This window comes from Bacillus cereus group sp. N14, from assembly GCF_016483555.1.
Taxonomy (GTDB): domain Bacteria; phylum Bacillota; class Bacilli; order Bacillales; family Bacillaceae_G; genus Bacillus_A; species Bacillus_A wiedmannii.
The window spans coordinates 166,930-182,113 of sequence record NZ_JAEHBQ010000004.1 but is presented as its reverse complement, the minus strand read 5'-3'; the positions used below and the strand labels follow the sequence as shown (position 1 = coordinate 182,113).

The following is a 15,184-nucleotide window of genomic DNA, read 5'->3' as shown; positions in this document are numbered from 1 at the left end:
TCCGTACAATATATACAATTACTGTAGGGAGGTTTACCACATGACAAAAAAACGTCATCTGTTCACATCTGAGTCTGTAACTGAAGGACATCCAGATAAAATTTGTGACCAAATTTCTGATTCAATTTTAGATGCGATCTTATCAAAGGACGCAAATGCACGTGTAGCTTGTGAAACAACTGTAACAACTGGTTTAGTATTGGTAGCGGGGGAAATTACGACTTCTACTTACGTAGATATTCCAAAAATCGTTCGTGAAACAATTCAAGGCATTGGTTACACACGCGCAAAATACGGATTCGATGCAGAAACTTGTGCAGTTTTAACATCTATCGATGAGCAATCTGCTGACATCGCTATGGGTGTTGACCAAGCGCTAGAAGCACGCGAAGGTCTAATGACTGACGCTGAGATTGAGGCAATTGGTGCGGGAGACCAAGGTTTAATGTTTGGCTTCGCATGTAATGAAACACAAGAATTAATGCCACTTCCAATCTCGCTTGCTCACAAATTAGCTCGCCGTTTAACTGAAGTACGTAAAGATGACACATTATCATACTTACGTCCGGATGGAAAAACGCAAGTTACAGTTGAGTATGATGAAAATGGTAAACCTGTACGTGTAGATACAATCGTAATTTCTACACAGCATCATCCAGATGTTACATGGGAAGAAATCGATCGCGATTTAAAAGAGCATGTAATTAAAGCTGTAGTTCCAGCAGAATTAATGGATGGAGAAACGAAATTCTTCATTAACCCAACTGGCCGCTTCGTAATTGGTGGACCACAAGGTGATGCTGGTTTAACAGGACGTAAAATCATCGTTGATACTTACGGTGGATACGCTCGCCACGGTGGCGGTGCATTCTCTGGTAAAGATGCAACGAAAGTTGACCGTTCTGCAGCATATGCAGCTCGTTATGTTGCGAAAAACATCGTAGCAGCTGGTCTTGCTGACAAAGCAGAAGTACAACTTGCATACGCAATTGGTGTAGCACAACCAGTATCAATTTCAGTTGATACATTCGGGACTGGTAAAGTATCTGAAGACGTACTAGTAGAACTAGTTCGTAACAACTTCGATCTTCGCCCAGCTGGTATTATTAAAATGCTAGACTTACGTCGCCCAATTTACAAACAAACAGCAGCTTACGGCCACTTCGGACGTACTGATGTAGACCTAACATGGGAACGTACAGACAAAGCTGCAGCTTTAAAAGAGCAAGCTGGTCTATAATATATGAAAAAAAGCTTTGCGCGGTGAGCGCAAAGCTTTTTTTATTTTGTTTTACTTCTAATTTGAATGCATGAGCTACAATACACTTCGCCGTCTAGCTCAATATACTTTTTCATATTAGTCATACCACTTGCTGGAAAGGGCATATGAATCCATGCTTTTTCATACGTTTGTATTTCTTTTTCACATGATTTACAAAGGATTGGTTTCTTCTGGAATATATGTAATCAACCTTTCATTTGACGTGCTTTACCCGCGCAAAAGGCACTGCTGAGTAAAAATAGTGTTGCGAATATAATACTTACTAATGTAGCGTATGGGATTGCGCTTTTTAAGGAAAAGCCGACAGTGATTGAAGCGACAAATAAGAGGATAAATGTTGTTGTTAATTTTTTATAAAGTTCCATAATATGTAGACCTCCTTATTTAGAGATAGAACGTTTAAAAATAAAATCTATTATATAGGCAAGTGTGAGAGGAATTAATGTGCTAGTCAAATAGTAACGAATACCACCATCAGGCAAAAGTACATGCAATTTTAAAAAGTTAATATCGAATTCGTAAGCGATACATTGAAAAAGGGATAATATAATTAGGAATGGTATAATGGGTACGTATCGTTTTATATTTTGAATCATGTAAAGATCCTTTATATGGATAAATATACTTATATTGTATCATGTTGAATTCTTTGCTTCATGCATAATTTTACAAGAAAATGAAAGGAAAGATAAAAAATGAGCGTAACTGAACATAAAAAACAAGCGCCAAAAGAAGTGCGCTGCAAAATCGTGACGATTTCCGATACACGTACGGAAGAGACAGATAAGAGTGGACAACTATTACATGAATTGTTAAAAGAGGCAGGGCATACAGTGACCTCTTATGAAATTGTAAAAGATGATAAAGAAAGTATTCAGCAAGCAGTGTTAGCTGGTTATCATAGAGAAGATGTTGATGTTGTGTTAACAAATGGCGGAACTGGTATTACGAAGCGTGATGTGACGATTGAAGCAGTATCAGCGTTATTACATAAAGAAATTGTCGGGTTTGGTGAGTTGTTCCGCATGATTAGTTATTTAGAAGATATCGGAAGCAGCGCAATGTTAAGTAGAGCGATCGGTGGTACAATTGGGCGCAAAGTTGTCTTTTCAATGCCAGGATCTAGTGGAGCAGTTCGCCTTGCGATGAATAAGCTAATTTTACCAGAATTAGGTCATATTACATTTGAGCTGCATCGCCAATGAGTAAATGGGCTGGAATTGTATTAGCGGGCGGTATGTCGAGTAGATTCGGTGAGCCGAAAGCGTTAGCGAGCTGGCAAGGGAGTACGTTTATTGAGCATATTTTGAAAGTGATGACAAGGACGCTCCAAGAGGTTGTAGTCATTAGTCATTCTGATATAAAAGAGCGAGTAGAGCAACTCGTACAAGTTCCTGTTATAGAAGATATTCCGCACTATAAAGGGAACGGCCCACTTGCTGGAATTGTATCAGGAATGAAATACATAGAAGCAGATTGGTATGCTATTATGCCTTGCGATGCGCCAAATGTTTCACAAGAATGGTTTACCATTTTATTAGAACAAACGAGTGATGAATATGATGCAGTCGTACCTATTATTAATGGAAGGAAACAACCGTTACTTGCAGCGTATCATAACCGCGTGAAAGAAAAGATTTATGCTTTGCTTCAGGAAGAGAAAAGAAGTATGGGCCAGCTTTTATCACAATGTAATGTGAAATATATTGCTGGTGAAGATGTACAAGCGAATGCGGATTGGTTTATGAATGTGAATACGAAAGAAGAATATGTGCAGGCTCAAAAAGACCTTTCAAATGAATGAAAGGTTTTTTTGTATACAGAAATTGGGGAACAATTACTGTATAAAGGTATGTGAGTAAGTTGATTTTAAGGGGAATTTCTTAAAATCACTATACAGTTTAAACACTGTATAACCATATATTAATTTTTATGGGTTTTTATTACAAGTATGTTTGTTTATGTTTGTTTTTGTTATAATGAATATAGAAATACTATGATATTTCACCTTGTGTATCATTTATTTAAGTAAAGTTTACAACTGTGTAATAAACTCCCTTCGTTTTTTTGAAGGGAGTTTTTCTATTTAAGCAAGCAACTCTGATGCGTTATGCTGAAGGACTTCTTCATATTGGTTAAGTAAGCCACGAAAGATCTCATCCCAGCTTTTTGATTTCGCATAAGATGAAGCTACTATTCCCATCTGCTCAAGTTTTTCTTCATTTTGCAATAAAAGATAAATGGATGATAGAAATGCGTCCTCATTTTTGGGCGGACAAAGAACTCCTGTTTTTCCATCTGTAATAATATTTTTAACCCCGCCACTATTTGCACCAATGACAGGTGTACCGCATGCAAGCGATTCAAGTACAACGTTCCCAAATGTTTCAGTAGCAGATGGAAATATCATTAGATCGGAAGAAGCATAGGCTTCAGCTAAATCTTCACCTTGTAAATATCCAGTAAAGGTTACATTTGTTTTTGGGACAGCTTCACGCAAATTTGTTGCTAGAGGACCGTCTCCTGCAATGAGCCAATGAATGTCGTTTCGAGTATGTGCTGTTTTAGCGATAATATTTTGCAACGTATCAATATCTTTTTCAGGGGCAATCCGTCCAACATAGGAAAGGACATACTTTGCTGTAATATTATATTTTTTTCGGAATAGGTCTGTATTGTAAGATGGATGAAAGAGTGTGCAATCTACACCCCGTCCCCATATGAAGAGGGCCTGAAAGCCTTTATTTTTTAGTTGGTGTAACGTTTCAAAAGAAGGAACGAAATTTTTTTGCATGTGACTATGAAACCATTTTAAATAGTTCCAAAGCATATTAGAGAGAAATTCAATTTTGTAATAGTGTAAATAAGCATCGAAATCAGTATGATAAGAACCGACAACTGGGATGTTTAACTTTTTTGCATAATACAATCCACAAAGTCCCATGTTGAAAGGTGTGGCAATGTGAATAATGTCAGGTTTAAAGGAAAGAAGTTCTCGTTTAATGCGCGGAGTAGGAAAAGAAAAACGACATTCTGGATATAATATTGTTAACGGGATACTTCTCATCTTGTTCACATTAGCTACGAAATTATCTTCAGCTGTATGCTGAGGGGCGAAAACAGAATAGGCGATCTGTTCTTTCTGAAAATATCGTGTTAATCGCTCTAACGTTTTCGCAACTCCGTTAACTTGTGGCGTAAAAGTATCGGTAAAAATGGCGACTCTCATCATATCACTCCTTTATGTGAAAAGTGGGATGAATTGATAAAAAGAGATGATGCCAGAGCAAGTGCCGAGGCACATACCGACGAATACATCAGACGGATAGTGAAGCCCTAAATAAATGCGAGAAATACCAACGCATAATGCTAACGGTAATAGAAAAACAAATAAGTTTGGATTATAGCAAATAAATGGAATAAAGACAGAGAAAACGGCTGTTGTATGACCAGACGGGAAAGAGTGGTCTTTTAATGGATGGACTGGATATTTTGCATCCTGAATTGTTAAATAAGGGCGTTTTCGCGGATACCATCTTTTTAATATTTGTACAGGAATATGACTAATTGCTAAAGAAATAGCAGTTGCGATTGCAGCTTGATGCAAAGTCCCTTTTGCAAAAATTAAAAAGAAAAGTGTGAGTGCGATTGAGAAAGTAGCACCACCGATATGAGTAATATTGCTGAAAAAGATATTTAATGTTTTTTGATCAAAGTATCGGTTAATTCCTTTGAAAATGTAACATTCTATTTTATACAGTCCACTGACCTTCATGAAAATTCTCCTCCCTCGTTTACATATATATGGAGATATTAGCTTTTATTTTAATAAGATTTTATTGAGGGAGTAATAATGTTTTGTAAAGAAAAAGTTAGTTTTTATATAAAAAGCTGCCACTTTAATGGCAGCTGGAAAAGTTACTTCTGTAATGATTTATAGTACTGGCCTTTTTCAACATATTGTGTGCGAATTCGCTCCATGTCTTTACGGTCTTCTTCTGTTAATTCACGAACGACTTTCGCTGGGCGACCGAATGCTAATGTGTTTGGAGGGATTTTCTTTCCTTGTGAAACGAGGCTTCCAGCACCGATAAAGGCTCCTTCACCAATTTCAGCACCATCTAATATAATAGATCCCATTCCAATTAAAGCATCTTTTTTAATATGACAGCTATGTAAAATAACTTGATGCCCAATGGTTACGTCGTCTTCTAAAATAAGAGGATACTGCGGGCTTTGGTGAAGTGTACATTGGTCTTGTACATTTACCCGGTTTCCAATGATTGTTGGTGAAACATCACCGCGTATGACTGTATTAAACCAAATACTTGATTCTTCACCAATGGAAACGTCGCCTGTAATCGTAACATAATCAGCGACAAAAGCACTACTCGCAATTTTCGGATTTTTTTCTTTGTAAGGATATATCATGTAAAGTCTTCCTTTCCTAGAGACTAGTTTCAGTGTATCAAATTATGAGAAAGAGTGAAATGGAGGAGGTCCGTATGTGGAATTATGAAGCAGAGGAAGCGAAAGCTGTCGTTGTTATCGTGCACGGCGCAATGGAATATCACGGACGTTACGAATCCGTTGCGGAAACATGGAATCATAGCGGCTACCACGTCGTAATGGGGGACCTTCCGTCACATGGAACGACTTCAAGAAATAGAGGACATATTGATTCATTTGATGAATACATAGAGGAAGTTAAATTGTGGGTGAAAGAGGCAAGAAAGTATAGGTTACCTATTTTTATATTTGGTCATAGTATGGGTGGTCTTATTGTCATTCGTATGATGCAAGAAACGAAGAGAGAAGATGTAGACGGCATTATTTTAAGTTCGCCATGTTTAGGCTTAGTAGCTGGACCTTCAGCACCGCTTCAAGTTGCCTCAAAAATATTAAATTTTGTTGCACCAAAATTGCAATTTGCAACGAATCTTACAGTGGAAATGTCTACTCGTAATCATGAAGTTCGGGACGCAATGGAGAATGATTCATTGTTCTTGCGCAAAGTATCAGTACGTTGGTATAGTGAATTGATTAAGTCTATCGAAATTGCTCATAAAAAAATAGATGATTTTCCAGATGTTCCGCTCTTGCTAATGCAGGCGTGTGAGGATAAACTTGTAGATAAAACACGTGTCCGCATGTGGTTTGATAATGTTAAAATGAGTGATAAGGCTTTTAAAGAATGGCCGAATTGTTATCACGAGTTATTAAATGAGTATGAGCGTGATGAAATTTTGAATTATATTCAGTCATTTACTGAAATACGCATCAATAACATAATAGAAACAAATAAGTAAATTATTTGTACATTGAATAGAGGAGATGAAGGAAGAAGTGAACGTACCGAGTAATCCCATAACGCTCATGGCGAAAGTATACCGTGATGTGTTTCCGGTAGTACACCATGAGCTAGCGGTGTGGAAAGAGCGTGCCTACCATATTCCGAATGATGAGCTTCATAGTCAGGCAATCGCAAGTATTGAGAATAAAACGTTTCATTGCGAAGGCGGTGGTATTTTAGCGCTGTTAGCAAATGAGCACCGAGAGGAATGCATTCGTTTTATCGTAGCGTATCAAACAATCAGCGATTATTTAGATAATTTATGTGACCGCAGTACATCGCTTGATCCGAATGATTTTGCCGCACTGCATGAATCTATGTTAATGGCATTATCACCTGAAGTAGAAGGTGGCGGTAATTATTATCGCTATCGTGATGATCAAGACGATGGTGGTTACTTAGATGAACTTGTTGAAACATGCCAAGATGTTTTAAAGAAAACGAAGCACTATGACAAAATTGCTCCTGTTCTTCATGAACTTGCTTGTTATTATTGTGATTTGCAAATTCATAAACACGTGAAGTTAGACGAAAGAGAACCACGCTTAAAAACATGGTTTGAAGCACATAAAGAAAATTTACCTGAAATGAGCTGGTTTGAATTTTCAGCATGTGCTGGTTCTACACTTGGAATCTTCTGTCTTGTAGCATATGCATTTCATGATGAATTACATGATGAAGATATTGCGAAAATTAGACAAGGATACTTCCCATACGTACAAGGACTTCACATTTTACTTGATTATTTCATCGATCAAGAAGAAGACCGCGCCGGCGGGGATTTGAATTTCTGTAGTTATTATGAAAACGAGCAAGCGATATTAGATCGTATGAAACATTTTGTAGAAGAAGCAGAGAAGAGCATTGGTGATTTGCCTCATGCGAAGTTTCATCGTCTCATAAGCCGAGGGTTACTTGGTATTTATTTATCAGATCAAAAAGTATCAGCACAAAAGAATATGCACAAAATGGCGCGGCGCATTGTAAAATACGGAGGCCTCACTTCACGATTCTTCTATTGGAACGGGAAGATGTACCGAAAGAAAATGGCGCAGTGATGAAGAAAACCACTCTTGTAGAGTGGTTTTTGTTATAATATGGTAAAGGTGGTGATGGAAGTGAAGCGATTGTTTCAAAATCTATATGACAATATTGAAGTAACATTACTCGTCCTACTTTCCATTTCGTTTGTAACTGGAATGTATGTGATGATGAATAAAGCTGGTGGTCCTACAACGATGGATTATGTAGCCCAAGTTATTATTGCATTGATTATTATAGTAGATATTGTCTTTTTAATAAGTGGTAGAAAAAAAGAAAATAGTAAATAAAAAGCATTTGTACACGAGAGTACAAATGCTTTTTCATTATGATCGTATTTTTGCAAATACATATATAAGAAGTTCAATTGCGAAAATAACTAAAACAGATAGTCCGAATAAAGGCATGACAGCGCCTAGTATAACCATCATGATAAAGAAAACGAATATACTTTTCTTATCTCTTTGCTTTGGCGGTGCTGCTAATTTTCCTTTTGGTTTTCTTGCGAACCACATTTTTATTCCGTAATAAATGAGAAGTAATAAAGATAATGTCGTTAGTAAGCATAATATTTTATTTGGCCATCCGAATAAATGTCCTTCGTGAAGCGGGATACCGTAAGTGAACCATTGTGCAAATAAGCCATAATCACGATAGTCCGTTTTTGAAATGAGTTCTCCGCTATATTGATCAAAGTAAGCTGTTATTTCTTCATTTGGTGCCACATCCATACCTGTAATACCGGAACCGCTTGATTTCGAAACGGTGAATACACCTTTCGGATCAGCTGGTAGTGAGATAACATATGGCTTCTTTATTTCAATTCCTTTTTGTAATTCATCGACAGAAATTGCTTTCGGTTCATTTGAATTCGATTCAGGAGGAGCTTCTTTTCTTGTTGCCCATGGCAATTCTTTTACCTTTGATTCAGGCGGTGCCATATACAACTTTGGATATCCAATCGATTCATTCGACGATGCGATTTTATAAATTTGGTTACCCATAAATCCTGACCATGGCAATCCAGATGCGACTAGCAGAACGAGTGGAATTGTAAATATAATACCGATAATAGAATGACGTCGTTTTGCTTTTTCTCGTTTATTGGATGCTGGTGTGTTTTTGAATTGGCGTATACTCATATAGAGCCCAGTAACAATTAAGAAGATTGTCCAGCATGCCGCAAGTTCTACAGTATAGTTGACGACAGTACCACCAACTAAAAGAGAACTATGTAATTCCCTCATTACATTGGCAAATGTTTCGCTTGCGTTTTGATCTCCGACAATTTGATTATTACTATCTAAATACACATATTTTTGTTGCCCAGTATACTCATTTGCAATCGTAAGTCTCGTATTATAATCCCCATTAAACTCACTAATTTTCGCCACACTATAATGTGGATATTTTTTCTCTGTTAAGAAAAGCGAATCAGCCATCGAAATAGACTCTGTTTGGGCGCTCTTCCCAAAATATAAATCTTTATAGATGAAATCTTCAACCTCTTCCCGAAATAAATACCCAATTCCGCTCAGTGACAACGTAATAAGAAGCGGCGTAATAAAAAGCCCAGCATAAAAATGCCAACGCCAAAAAATATAATGAAGCGAACGATTTACTTTCATACTTTCAGTTCCCCTAACCTTCCCTATATGAATAACTACTTATTTAATATAGCGAGATTAAGTGTGGATACTTTGAAAGAATTGTGAAGAAAATTAAAAGTTTTTAAGGATTTTTATCGGCGAGACATACAATAAGTAATGCAAAGCTTAGTTGAATGAATTAGCTCTTCATCTCCTTTTTGTAGCCTGATTTGAAGCGCTTTTTGAAAATAAGTAAGAGCGGTGTGGAAGATCTGTAGCAATGAATAATTATTATTGGACTACGTCAAAATATAGCAGTTACATGAGAGAAAGAGTGAGTAAAGGTTCTTTAGCACGAATAGTTAATAATCAATTAGTGGCGACAAATGGTGTTACTGGTAAGTAATGCACAGAATGAATGTGAGAAGAAGTAAGTATCCTATAGTATTGTCTTTATATTTTACTTAGTGATATTCTTTAAATTAACACCTTGAAAATACATATTTGCATAAAAAAGGAGACAAAGATTTTGAAAAAGAATTTAATACTGATTTTTTGTCTAGCTATTTTATTCATATTGTCTGCTTGTCAAAAAGAATACAAAGGAAAATATGTGAAATGGGGCGACACTGTAGAAACTGTTGACACAGAAAGATTTGAAAGAAACAATATTCCATATAAAGTAGAGGGCAATAAGGTGTATGTTCCAGAAGATGCATTTGATGATGCTATAGTATGTTGTTCTTAGGAAGTTGCGTTCTATGAATAGGTAGCAGTAAAACTCCAACATGGTGCTATGTTGGAGTTTACTAAATTTGAGAGGGTGAAGCAATTGCGAGGTTACTCATTCAACAAGCAGGATGTACAAATAAAAACAGAACCGCTTGTGGATCAATAGTTTAGAAGTAGAGGATATTAAAAAAGGTTTTCAGAATTTAAAGCCTGGTTCAGATTATGAGCGCATGTTCGCTGAAGTGCAAGTACATCAAATTAGCGATTGGATTATTGGAATGAATGCTAGTAAGTTATATACACTGACGTATGAAAGGCATTCAAGGTGTTTATACGAGTATAAACACCTGCGTTATGTTTGATAAACAAGCGACAGCAGGAAATTAAAAACTTTAAACCAACGCCTTTCTTTGAATTGGAAGCGCAATTTACTTTTGAAAACGGTATATACAAAGGACGTTATAAAGAGAGATTTGCAACTAAAGGTAAATTAATGAACTTACTGCAGCAACATAATCTTTCTGAAAACAATAGCCAGCAAGATATATTCATTGGGACCCCCTTATATTATCTACATACATTCTAACAACCGCTTTCGCAAGACATTGAGAGGAATCAACAAAATCCTCACTCGCCACCACATTCAAATCGGTACATGCAATAATTGCGGTATCTACTTCATCTTTCAACTGTACAACGAGAGCACTCCATAATTGGCGAGCTGCTTCAACTTCTCCATTTTTAATCCAAGTAATAATTTGATTAATCATTTCTTGCCATTTTTCATGATGAATGTACTCTATATTACGTTTTACAATCCCATCTTGGTAAATCCCAGCTTGAACAGTTGCTTCTGTTGCGAGAAGAGCGACCCTTTTTGCATTTTCAGGAATTGCTTGTAACGTTTCATCGACTATATTTAAAATCGGAATAGAAAGAGAACGCTGTAATTCTTCAAAATAAAGATGCGCCGTATTACAAGGCATAGCGATAAAGTCTACGCCAGTACTTTCGAGTTTTTGTGCCCCTTCAATAATCGCTTTTTTCATCGCCTCGTGATCAATAGGGCAATCCATGTAAAACGGTGTTGGGCACGAATAAATCATCATATGAGGAAAGTCCATATCATGCTTTGCTCCGTATATTGTTTGGCATCTTGCTACAACTGTATCGACGAATGGTCCAGTTGATTTTGGCCCCATTCCTGCTAGTATTCCGATCATTGCTTCGTCTCCTTTAATAGGTAATTAAAAACGTTTTTTGCGAACGAGAAAAAGAAATAAAGTAAGTAATAAAAATGAATATACGATAGCCCAAGCTGTGAGCCATAAAGTGTGAGTCAGTATATGATATTTGTATTGTCCAAGCATTAGAAAGCTTTCGACAGGTGGTAAAAACCATAGCAACTCTTTTTTAAACTGAATGGAGGCGATCGTTATAAGTAATATAAATATAAGGCTAAGCCAAGCAGTGCTTGCTTTTTGAATCATATTTCTAGTAAATAAAGTTGCGATTGAAATTCCTAATATAGAGAAAGACATGTGAGCGAGAAATCCGACTAGAAATAAAGAAACTGTCATTTTTTCATTAAACATTTGCAAAATAATGGGATAGATTACGGATATAAAAGATAACACAGTACAAATGAGAAGAGCTGTAATATATTTACCAACGTATAATGCTGAAATGTTATTTGTGTGTGAAATAGTGATTTGCTCTTGTACAGGGTCTTCTGTATGAAAAATTGTGACCGTAATCCAGGCAGATAATAAATATAGCGCGAGTGCTGTTTCTAAATATGTCGGTACAATAGGAGTTGGTTTATATGTATATACAAAAAGTAAGCTCATGCAGTACATCGCAATAGGAGGGACATACTTATACGATTTTGTATAATCGAGAAAATGGTAACGAATAAGTGCGAACATAATAAACCTTCTTTCGATTTAAAAATTAGGTTGTAGCAGTGTGATAGATGCTTTTTTATGTAATAAAAACTGAAGTATTTCGTTTGTATATTCTTTTTCGATTTGTAATTGAATAAGGTTTTGATTTGAATTGTGTACAACGTGTATAAAACCTAATTGTTTCCGTAGTTCTATCACTGAAAATGTGTCGTAAACGATTGCTTCAATATAGAATTGTTCTGCCCCTTTTTGTACAAAGGTATCTGTTGTGATTGTATGATTTGCTAACGTCACAATTCTATCGGCAAAGTTTTCTAGTAGTTGTTTTTCGTGACATGTGAAGAGTACAGATATACCTTGTTGTTTTAATGAGAGTAAAATATGTTCTAATTCTTGTTGGGAGTTAGGATCGAGCCCAGAAAGCGGTTCGTCTAAAATTAATAAATGGACATCTGTAAGTAATGCTTGTAAGATGCCTGTTTTTTGTTTCATACCTTTTGAAAAGTTTCGTACAACAGAATGTCTTGCATGATGTAAATGAAAAGATTCAAGAAGCATCGGAATTTTATCTTTTAAATATTTTGTTGATAAACCGTGGATGTGGCCGAGATGATATAAATAATCTTCTAATGTAAAACGAATCCCTTCAGGAAAATGTTCAGGTACATAGCCGATTTGTATATGTTCTTTTCTTTGAAGTGTCCCTGCCGTAGGTGAAATAAATCCTGCAATTATTTTGAGTAGCGTACTTTTTCCAGTCCCGTTCCCGCCAATAATAGCGAGCGCTTCTCCTTCTGGAATGGATAAATCAATGTTGTCTAGTATAAGTGATTTGCCATACTTCTTTTGAATTCCCCTTAGTTCTACTAGCAAAGTTCTATCCTTCTTTCTTCAAATATTGTATATATCCATTATATAGGAGAATAACAAAAAGACGTGCAATGAGTGCACGTCTTTTTTTGGTATGTTTTGTCGAATTATCGATATATCTGAAAAATCGTTGATATATTGTAAGTTATGATAGATATATTGAAAAAATCGTTGATATATCCGGCATTACGATAGATATAATTGAAAAATCGTTGATATAATTATCCCGCTATTTACCAGGCAGGAAAACCCGCTGATTAAAGTTTCACTTTATCGTTTCTCAATCGCCACAATAAATGGCGGGTTATTTTGTTGGTTAATGAAGCCGTATCGCAGTACGTGTGCTTGTTTTTGGTCTAGTTCTTCTGCAAATGTAAGTACAGCGTCGCGTTCTACTTGTCCTTCTGGATGTCCGTGGTAAATGACAAGGACGATGATACCTTCAGGCGCCATTACTTCTAATAATTGCTCAATCGCTGAGATTGTTGAGTTCGGTTTTGTAACGATATGCTTGTCTCCGCCTGGAAGGTAACCTAAGTTGAAGATTGCGCCTGTTACTTTTCCTTTTGCATTCTCTGGTAATACGGATAGAAGTGTATCGTGACTATCATGAACTAAAACAGTACGTTCGAAAAGGTCTTTTTCTTTTAGGCGGATCGTAGAACTTTCAATTGCTTCTTTTTGAATATCAAATCCAAATACTTTTCCGTTATCTCCAACGATTTCAGCTAGGAAGCAAGTGTCATGTCCATTTCCAAGTGTTGCATCTACAGCGTAATCGTCTTCTTTAACAGCCGTTTGCAGCAGTGTGCGAGCAAACGGTAATACACGTTCTAATTTCATTTTTGTTTCTCCTCATTTGCATATTTTCCTTGCCAGCTTCCGCGGCGTACAAATTCTGCATCGATGGAATTTAATACTTCCCATTTATTTAAGCTCCACATTGGACCAATCATTAAATCAGGTGGACCGTCACCTGTAATACGGTGCACAATTACGTCTTCTGGAATAATTTCAAGTTGGTCAACAACGAGACTTACGTAATCTTCAAGAGAAAGGAATTCTAATTGTCCTTTTTCATATTGCTTCACCATTGGCGTTCCTTTTAATAAGTGAAGTAAGTGGATTTTAATTCCTTGTACGTCAAGTTTCGCTACTTCACGAGCTGTTTCCATCATCATGTCGTAATCTTCAAGAGGAAGACCGTTAATAATATGAGAGCAAACTCGAATGCCATGTTTACGTAATTTATTTACGCCTTCAACGTAAGAAGGATAATCGTGAGCACGATTAATAAGATTTGCAGTTCGTTCATGAACAGTTTGTAGTCCGAGCTCAACCCAAAGGTACGTGCGTTTATTTAAGTCCGCTAAATATTCAACGACATCGTCTGGTAAACAATCTGGACGAGTCGCAATAGAAAGACCGACAACGTCTTTTTCTGCTAGAAGCGGTTCGAATTTTTCTTTTAACACTTCAAGTGGTGCATGTGTATTTGTATAAGCCTGAAAATAAGCGATACATTTTCCATCTTTCCACTTTGAGCGCATTTTTTCTTTCATTTCATGATATTGCGTTATAACATCATCGCGGCGATCGCCAGCGAAGTCACCAGATCCAGCAGCACTGCAAAATGTACACCCGCCATAAGCAACTGTACCGTCACGGTTCGGACAATCGAAGCCAGCGTCTAATGAAACTTTAAAGATTTTTTCACCAAATTCATTTCGTAAATGGTAATTCCATGTGTGATAACGTTTATTGTCGTTTGTATATGGAAAAGGGTTTTGAACCTTCATTACTTTCCCTCCTAAGCCGAGTCAAAATGAAACAAAATCCATTATAACATACTCATAAGGTTCATATGGAAGGGACACACTAAAGGGGAATTGAAGCAAGGAGGGACAATTATGGCAGAGCGTCAATCACTTGAATCGTATATTACACAAGCGGAACAAGCGGTGGAATATGCGAAAGAACAATTAGACCAAGGTATGAGACAAGAGCATTACAATACGATGGAGTATTCAGATGCGCAATTACAATTAGAACAAGCATATAACGATTTACAAACGATGCAGCAACATGCGAATGATGAGCAACGTGAGCAATTAAATAGAGCACGCATGGCAATTCGCCAACTGCAACATCAAATGATTATTACACCGCACTAATAAGGAGTGAATGTAATGGCGAAACGTTCAGATCAAAATAACCCAGAGCAAAAAACGCAAAATGGACATAACGCTGAGTTTTCGAATGAGCTTGATCCAGTGGTTCAAGTGAAACAGCGTAACAGTAAAAAGGGACAACCTCAAAGATCGAAGCAATCAGAGTAGACCAGGTCGCAATATGACCTGGTTTTATTTTATTATATTACAATAATGTAAGATTTCTGTAAGGTTTGTCG

The 15,184-nt window shown here is 36.7% G+C and carries 20 protein-coding genes and 1 pseudogene; 10 read left to right on the top strand and 11 right to left on the bottom strand.

All coding sequences use genetic code 11. The features are described from left to right. The first annotated feature begins 40 nt into the window (after positions 1-40). On the top strand, positions 41-1,240 hold the full coding sequence (metK, locus tag JDS82_RS08865) for a methionine adenosyltransferase (protein WP_000163113.1): 1,200 nt from the start codon (positions 41-43) through the stop codon (positions 1,238-1,240). A gap of 41 nt (positions 1,241-1,281) precedes the next feature. On the opposite strand, the gene JDS82_RS08860 is transcribed toward metK, so the two are convergent. Beyond that, the gene (locus JDS82_RS08860) at positions 1,282-1,461 is read right to left on the bottom strand and encodes a hypothetical protein (RefSeq protein ID WP_000486782.1); all 180 of its coding nucleotides are present in this window, start codon (positions 1,459-1,461) and stop codon (positions 1,282-1,284) included. Between the two features lie 6 nt (positions 1,462-1,467). Next, on the bottom strand, positions 1,468-1,647 hold the full coding sequence (locus JDS82_RS08855; RefSeq protein WP_000424811.1) for a hypothetical protein: 180 nt from the start codon (positions 1,645-1,647) through the stop codon (positions 1,468-1,470). A gap of 330 nt (positions 1,648-1,977) precedes the next feature. Here JDS82_RS08855 and JDS82_RS08850 point away from each other — a divergent pair, with 330 nt between their 5' ends. After that, positions 1,978-2,487 carry a MogA/MoaB family molybdenum cofactor biosynthesis protein gene (locus JDS82_RS08850; protein ID WP_000117134.1) on the top strand — a complete coding sequence of 170 codons (510 nt, stop codon included), beginning with the start codon at positions 1,978-1,980 and terminating at the stop codon, positions 2,485-2,487. Next, positions 2,484-3,086 (top strand): molybdenum cofactor guanylyltransferase, encoded by a 603-nt coding sequence (locus JDS82_RS08845; RefSeq protein ID WP_199713097.1) that lies wholly within the window; start codon positions 2,484-2,486, stop codon positions 3,084-3,086. Before JDS82_RS08850 ends, JDS82_RS08845 begins: the two co-directional genes overlap by 4 nt. 282 nt (positions 3,087-3,368) lie before the next feature. Here the strand turns inward: JDS82_RS08845 and JDS82_RS08840 are convergent, their stop codons facing one another. The 3 genes from JDS82_RS08840 to JDS82_RS08830 form a co-directional block, all read right to left on the bottom strand. Next, a complete protein-coding gene (locus tag JDS82_RS08840) occupies positions 3,369-4,511 on the bottom strand; it encodes a glycosyltransferase family 4 protein (RefSeq protein WP_199713096.1) in 1,143 nt (380 codons plus the stop codon). A gap of 12 nt (positions 4,512-4,523) precedes the next feature. Further along, the gene (locus tag JDS82_RS08835) at positions 4,524-5,057 is read right to left on the bottom strand and encodes a phosphatase PAP2 family protein (RefSeq protein ID WP_000868580.1); all 534 of its coding nucleotides are present in this window, start codon (positions 5,055-5,057) and stop codon (positions 4,524-4,526) included. Between the two features lie 143 nt (positions 5,058-5,200). Beyond that, on the bottom strand, positions 5,201-5,713 hold the full coding sequence (locus JDS82_RS08830) for a gamma carbonic anhydrase (RefSeq protein ID WP_000640213.1): 513 nt from the start codon (positions 5,711-5,713) through the stop codon (positions 5,201-5,203). 74 nt (positions 5,714-5,787) lie between these two features. Between JDS82_RS08830 and JDS82_RS08825 the strand changes: the two genes are divergently transcribed. From JDS82_RS08825 to JDS82_RS08815, 3 genes are read left to right on the top strand one after another with little or no spacing between them, the layout of a single operon-like run. After that, positions 5,788-6,591 carry an alpha/beta hydrolase gene (locus JDS82_RS08825; protein ID WP_199713095.1) on the top strand — a complete coding sequence of 268 codons (804 nt, stop codon included), beginning with the start codon at positions 5,788-5,790 and terminating at the stop codon, positions 6,589-6,591. A 37-nt stretch (positions 6,592-6,628) separates the two neighbouring features. Further along, entirely contained in the window at positions 6,629-7,693 is a 1,065-nt protein-coding gene (locus JDS82_RS08820; RefSeq protein WP_199713094.1) for a DUF2600 family protein, read from the top strand. A gap of 39 nt (positions 7,694-7,732) precedes the next feature. After that, the gene (locus tag JDS82_RS08815) at positions 7,733-7,966 is read left to right on the top strand and encodes a hypothetical protein (RefSeq protein WP_120341814.1); all 234 of its coding nucleotides are present in this window, start codon (positions 7,733-7,735) and stop codon (positions 7,964-7,966) included. 36 nt (positions 7,967-8,002) lie between these two features. Here the strand turns inward: JDS82_RS08815 and JDS82_RS08810 are convergent, their stop codons facing one another. Next, positions 8,003-9,304, bottom strand: coding sequence for a PepSY-associated TM helix domain-containing protein (locus JDS82_RS08810; RefSeq protein ID WP_199713093.1), 1,302 nt, complete (start codon positions 9,302-9,304; stop codon positions 8,003-8,005). A gap of 490 nt (positions 9,305-9,794) precedes the next feature. Between JDS82_RS08810 and JDS82_RS08805 the strand changes: the two genes are divergently transcribed. Next, positions 9,795-10,013, top strand: coding sequence for a hypothetical protein (locus JDS82_RS08805; RefSeq protein WP_000739867.1), 219 nt, complete (start codon positions 9,795-9,797; stop codon positions 10,011-10,013). Between the two features lie 83 nt (positions 10,014-10,096). Further along, positions 10,097-10,538 (top strand): annotated as a pseudogene (locus JDS82_RS29695) (DNA topoisomerase); the annotation flags it as partial. A 7-nt stretch (positions 10,539-10,545) separates the two neighbouring features. Here the strand turns inward: JDS82_RS29695 and JDS82_RS08800 are convergent. From JDS82_RS08800 to mnmL, 5 genes are all read right to left on the bottom strand, one after another. Further along, positions 10,546-11,220 carry an aspartate/glutamate racemase family protein gene (locus JDS82_RS08800; protein WP_199713092.1) on the bottom strand — a complete coding sequence of 225 codons (675 nt, stop codon included), beginning with the start codon at positions 11,218-11,220 and terminating at the stop codon, positions 10,546-10,548. Positions 11,221-11,244: 24 nt separating this feature from the next. Next, a complete protein-coding gene (locus JDS82_RS08795) occupies positions 11,245-11,925 on the bottom strand; it encodes an ABC transporter permease (protein ID WP_199713091.1) in 681 nt (226 codons plus the stop codon). Positions 11,926-11,943: 18 nt separating this feature from the next. After that, positions 11,944-12,777, bottom strand: a complete 834-nt coding sequence (locus JDS82_RS08790) for an ABC transporter ATP-binding protein (RefSeq protein ID WP_199713090.1) — start codon at positions 12,775-12,777, stop codon at positions 11,944-11,946. Positions 12,778-13,044: 267 nt separating this feature from the next. Further along, positions 13,045-13,617, bottom strand: a complete 573-nt coding sequence (gene mnmM / locus JDS82_RS08785) for a tRNA 5-(aminomethyl)-2-thiouridylate-methyltransferase MnmM (protein ID WP_064449037.1) — start codon at positions 13,615-13,617, stop codon at positions 13,045-13,047. After that, positions 13,614-14,573 (bottom strand): tRNA modification radical SAM protein MnmL/YtqA, encoded by a 960-nt coding sequence (gene mnmL, locus JDS82_RS08780; protein WP_000868033.1) that lies wholly within the window; start codon positions 14,571-14,573, stop codon positions 13,614-13,616. The genes mnmM and mnmL overlap by 4 nt, the downstream gene beginning before the upstream one ends. A 111-nt stretch (positions 14,574-14,684) precedes the next feature. On the opposite strand from mnmL, the gene JDS82_RS08775 reads away from it, so the two are divergent. Together JDS82_RS08775 and JDS82_RS08770 are read left to right on the top strand one after the other, a co-directional pair. Next, positions 14,685-14,948, top strand: a complete 264-nt coding sequence (locus tag JDS82_RS08775; protein WP_000840869.1) for a YtzC family protein — start codon at positions 14,685-14,687, stop codon at positions 14,946-14,948. Between the two features lie 15 nt (positions 14,949-14,963). Continuing rightward, a complete protein-coding gene (locus JDS82_RS08770) occupies positions 14,964-15,113 on the top strand; it encodes a hypothetical protein (protein WP_001129345.1) in 150 nt (49 codons plus the stop codon). Positions 15,114-15,184 lie beyond the last annotated feature (71 nt).

Excerpts from the sequence above, each read along its gene's own strand:
- JDS82_RS08815 (WP_120341814.1), top strand. The coding sequence starts at position 7,733 with ATGGTAAAGGTGGTGATGGAAGTGAAGCGATTGTTTCAAAATCTATAT.
- JDS82_RS08800 (WP_199713092.1), bottom strand. The coding sequence starts at position 11,220 with ATGATCGGAATACTAGCAGGAATGGGGCCAAAATCAACTGGACCATTC.
- JDS82_RS08855 (WP_000424811.1), bottom strand. The coding sequence starts at position 1,647 with ATGGAACTTTATAAAAAATTAACAACAACATTTATCCTCTTATTTGTC.
- JDS82_RS08845 (WP_199713097.1), top strand. The coding sequence starts at position 2,484 with ATGAGTAAATGGGCTGGAATTGTATTAGCGGGCGGTATGTCGAGTAGA.
- JDS82_RS08840 (WP_199713096.1), bottom strand. The coding sequence starts at position 4,511 with ATGAGAGTCGCCATTTTTACCGATACTTTTACGCCACAAGTTAACGGA.
- JDS82_RS08810 (WP_199713093.1), bottom strand. The coding sequence starts at position 9,304 with ATGAAAGTAAATCGTTCGCTTCATTATATTTTTTGGCGTTGGCATTTT.
- JDS82_RS08795 (WP_199713091.1), bottom strand. The coding sequence starts at position 11,925 with ATGTTCGCACTTATTCGTTACCATTTTCTCGATTATACAAAATCGTAT.
- JDS82_RS08830 (WP_000640213.1), bottom strand. The coding sequence starts at position 5,713 with ATGATATATCCTTACAAAGAAAAAAATCCGAAAATTGCGAGTAGTGCT.
- mnmM (WP_064449037.1), bottom strand. The coding sequence starts at position 13,617 with ATGAAATTAGAACGTGTATTACCGTTTGCTCGCACACTGCTGCAAACG.
- JDS82_RS08825 (WP_199713095.1), top strand. The coding sequence starts at position 5,788 with ATGTGGAATTATGAAGCAGAGGAAGCGAAAGCTGTCGTTGTTATCGTG.
- JDS82_RS08835 (WP_000868580.1), bottom strand. The coding sequence starts at position 5,057 with ATGAAGGTCAGTGGACTGTATAAAATAGAATGTTACATTTTCAAAGGA.
- mnmL (WP_000868033.1), bottom strand. The coding sequence starts at position 14,573 with ATGAAGGTTCAAAACCCTTTTCCATATACAAACGACAATAAACGTTAT.
- JDS82_RS08775 (WP_000840869.1), top strand. The coding sequence starts at position 14,685 with ATGGCAGAGCGTCAATCACTTGAATCGTATATTACACAAGCGGAACAA.
- JDS82_RS08770 (WP_001129345.1), top strand. The coding sequence starts at position 14,964 with ATGGCGAAACGTTCAGATCAAAATAACCCAGAGCAAAAAACGCAAAAT.
- metK (WP_000163113.1), top strand. The coding sequence starts at position 41 with ATGACAAAAAAACGTCATCTGTTCACATCTGAGTCTGTAACTGAAGGA.
- JDS82_RS08850 (WP_000117134.1), top strand. The coding sequence starts at position 1,978 with ATGAGCGTAACTGAACATAAAAAACAAGCGCCAAAAGAAGTGCGCTGC.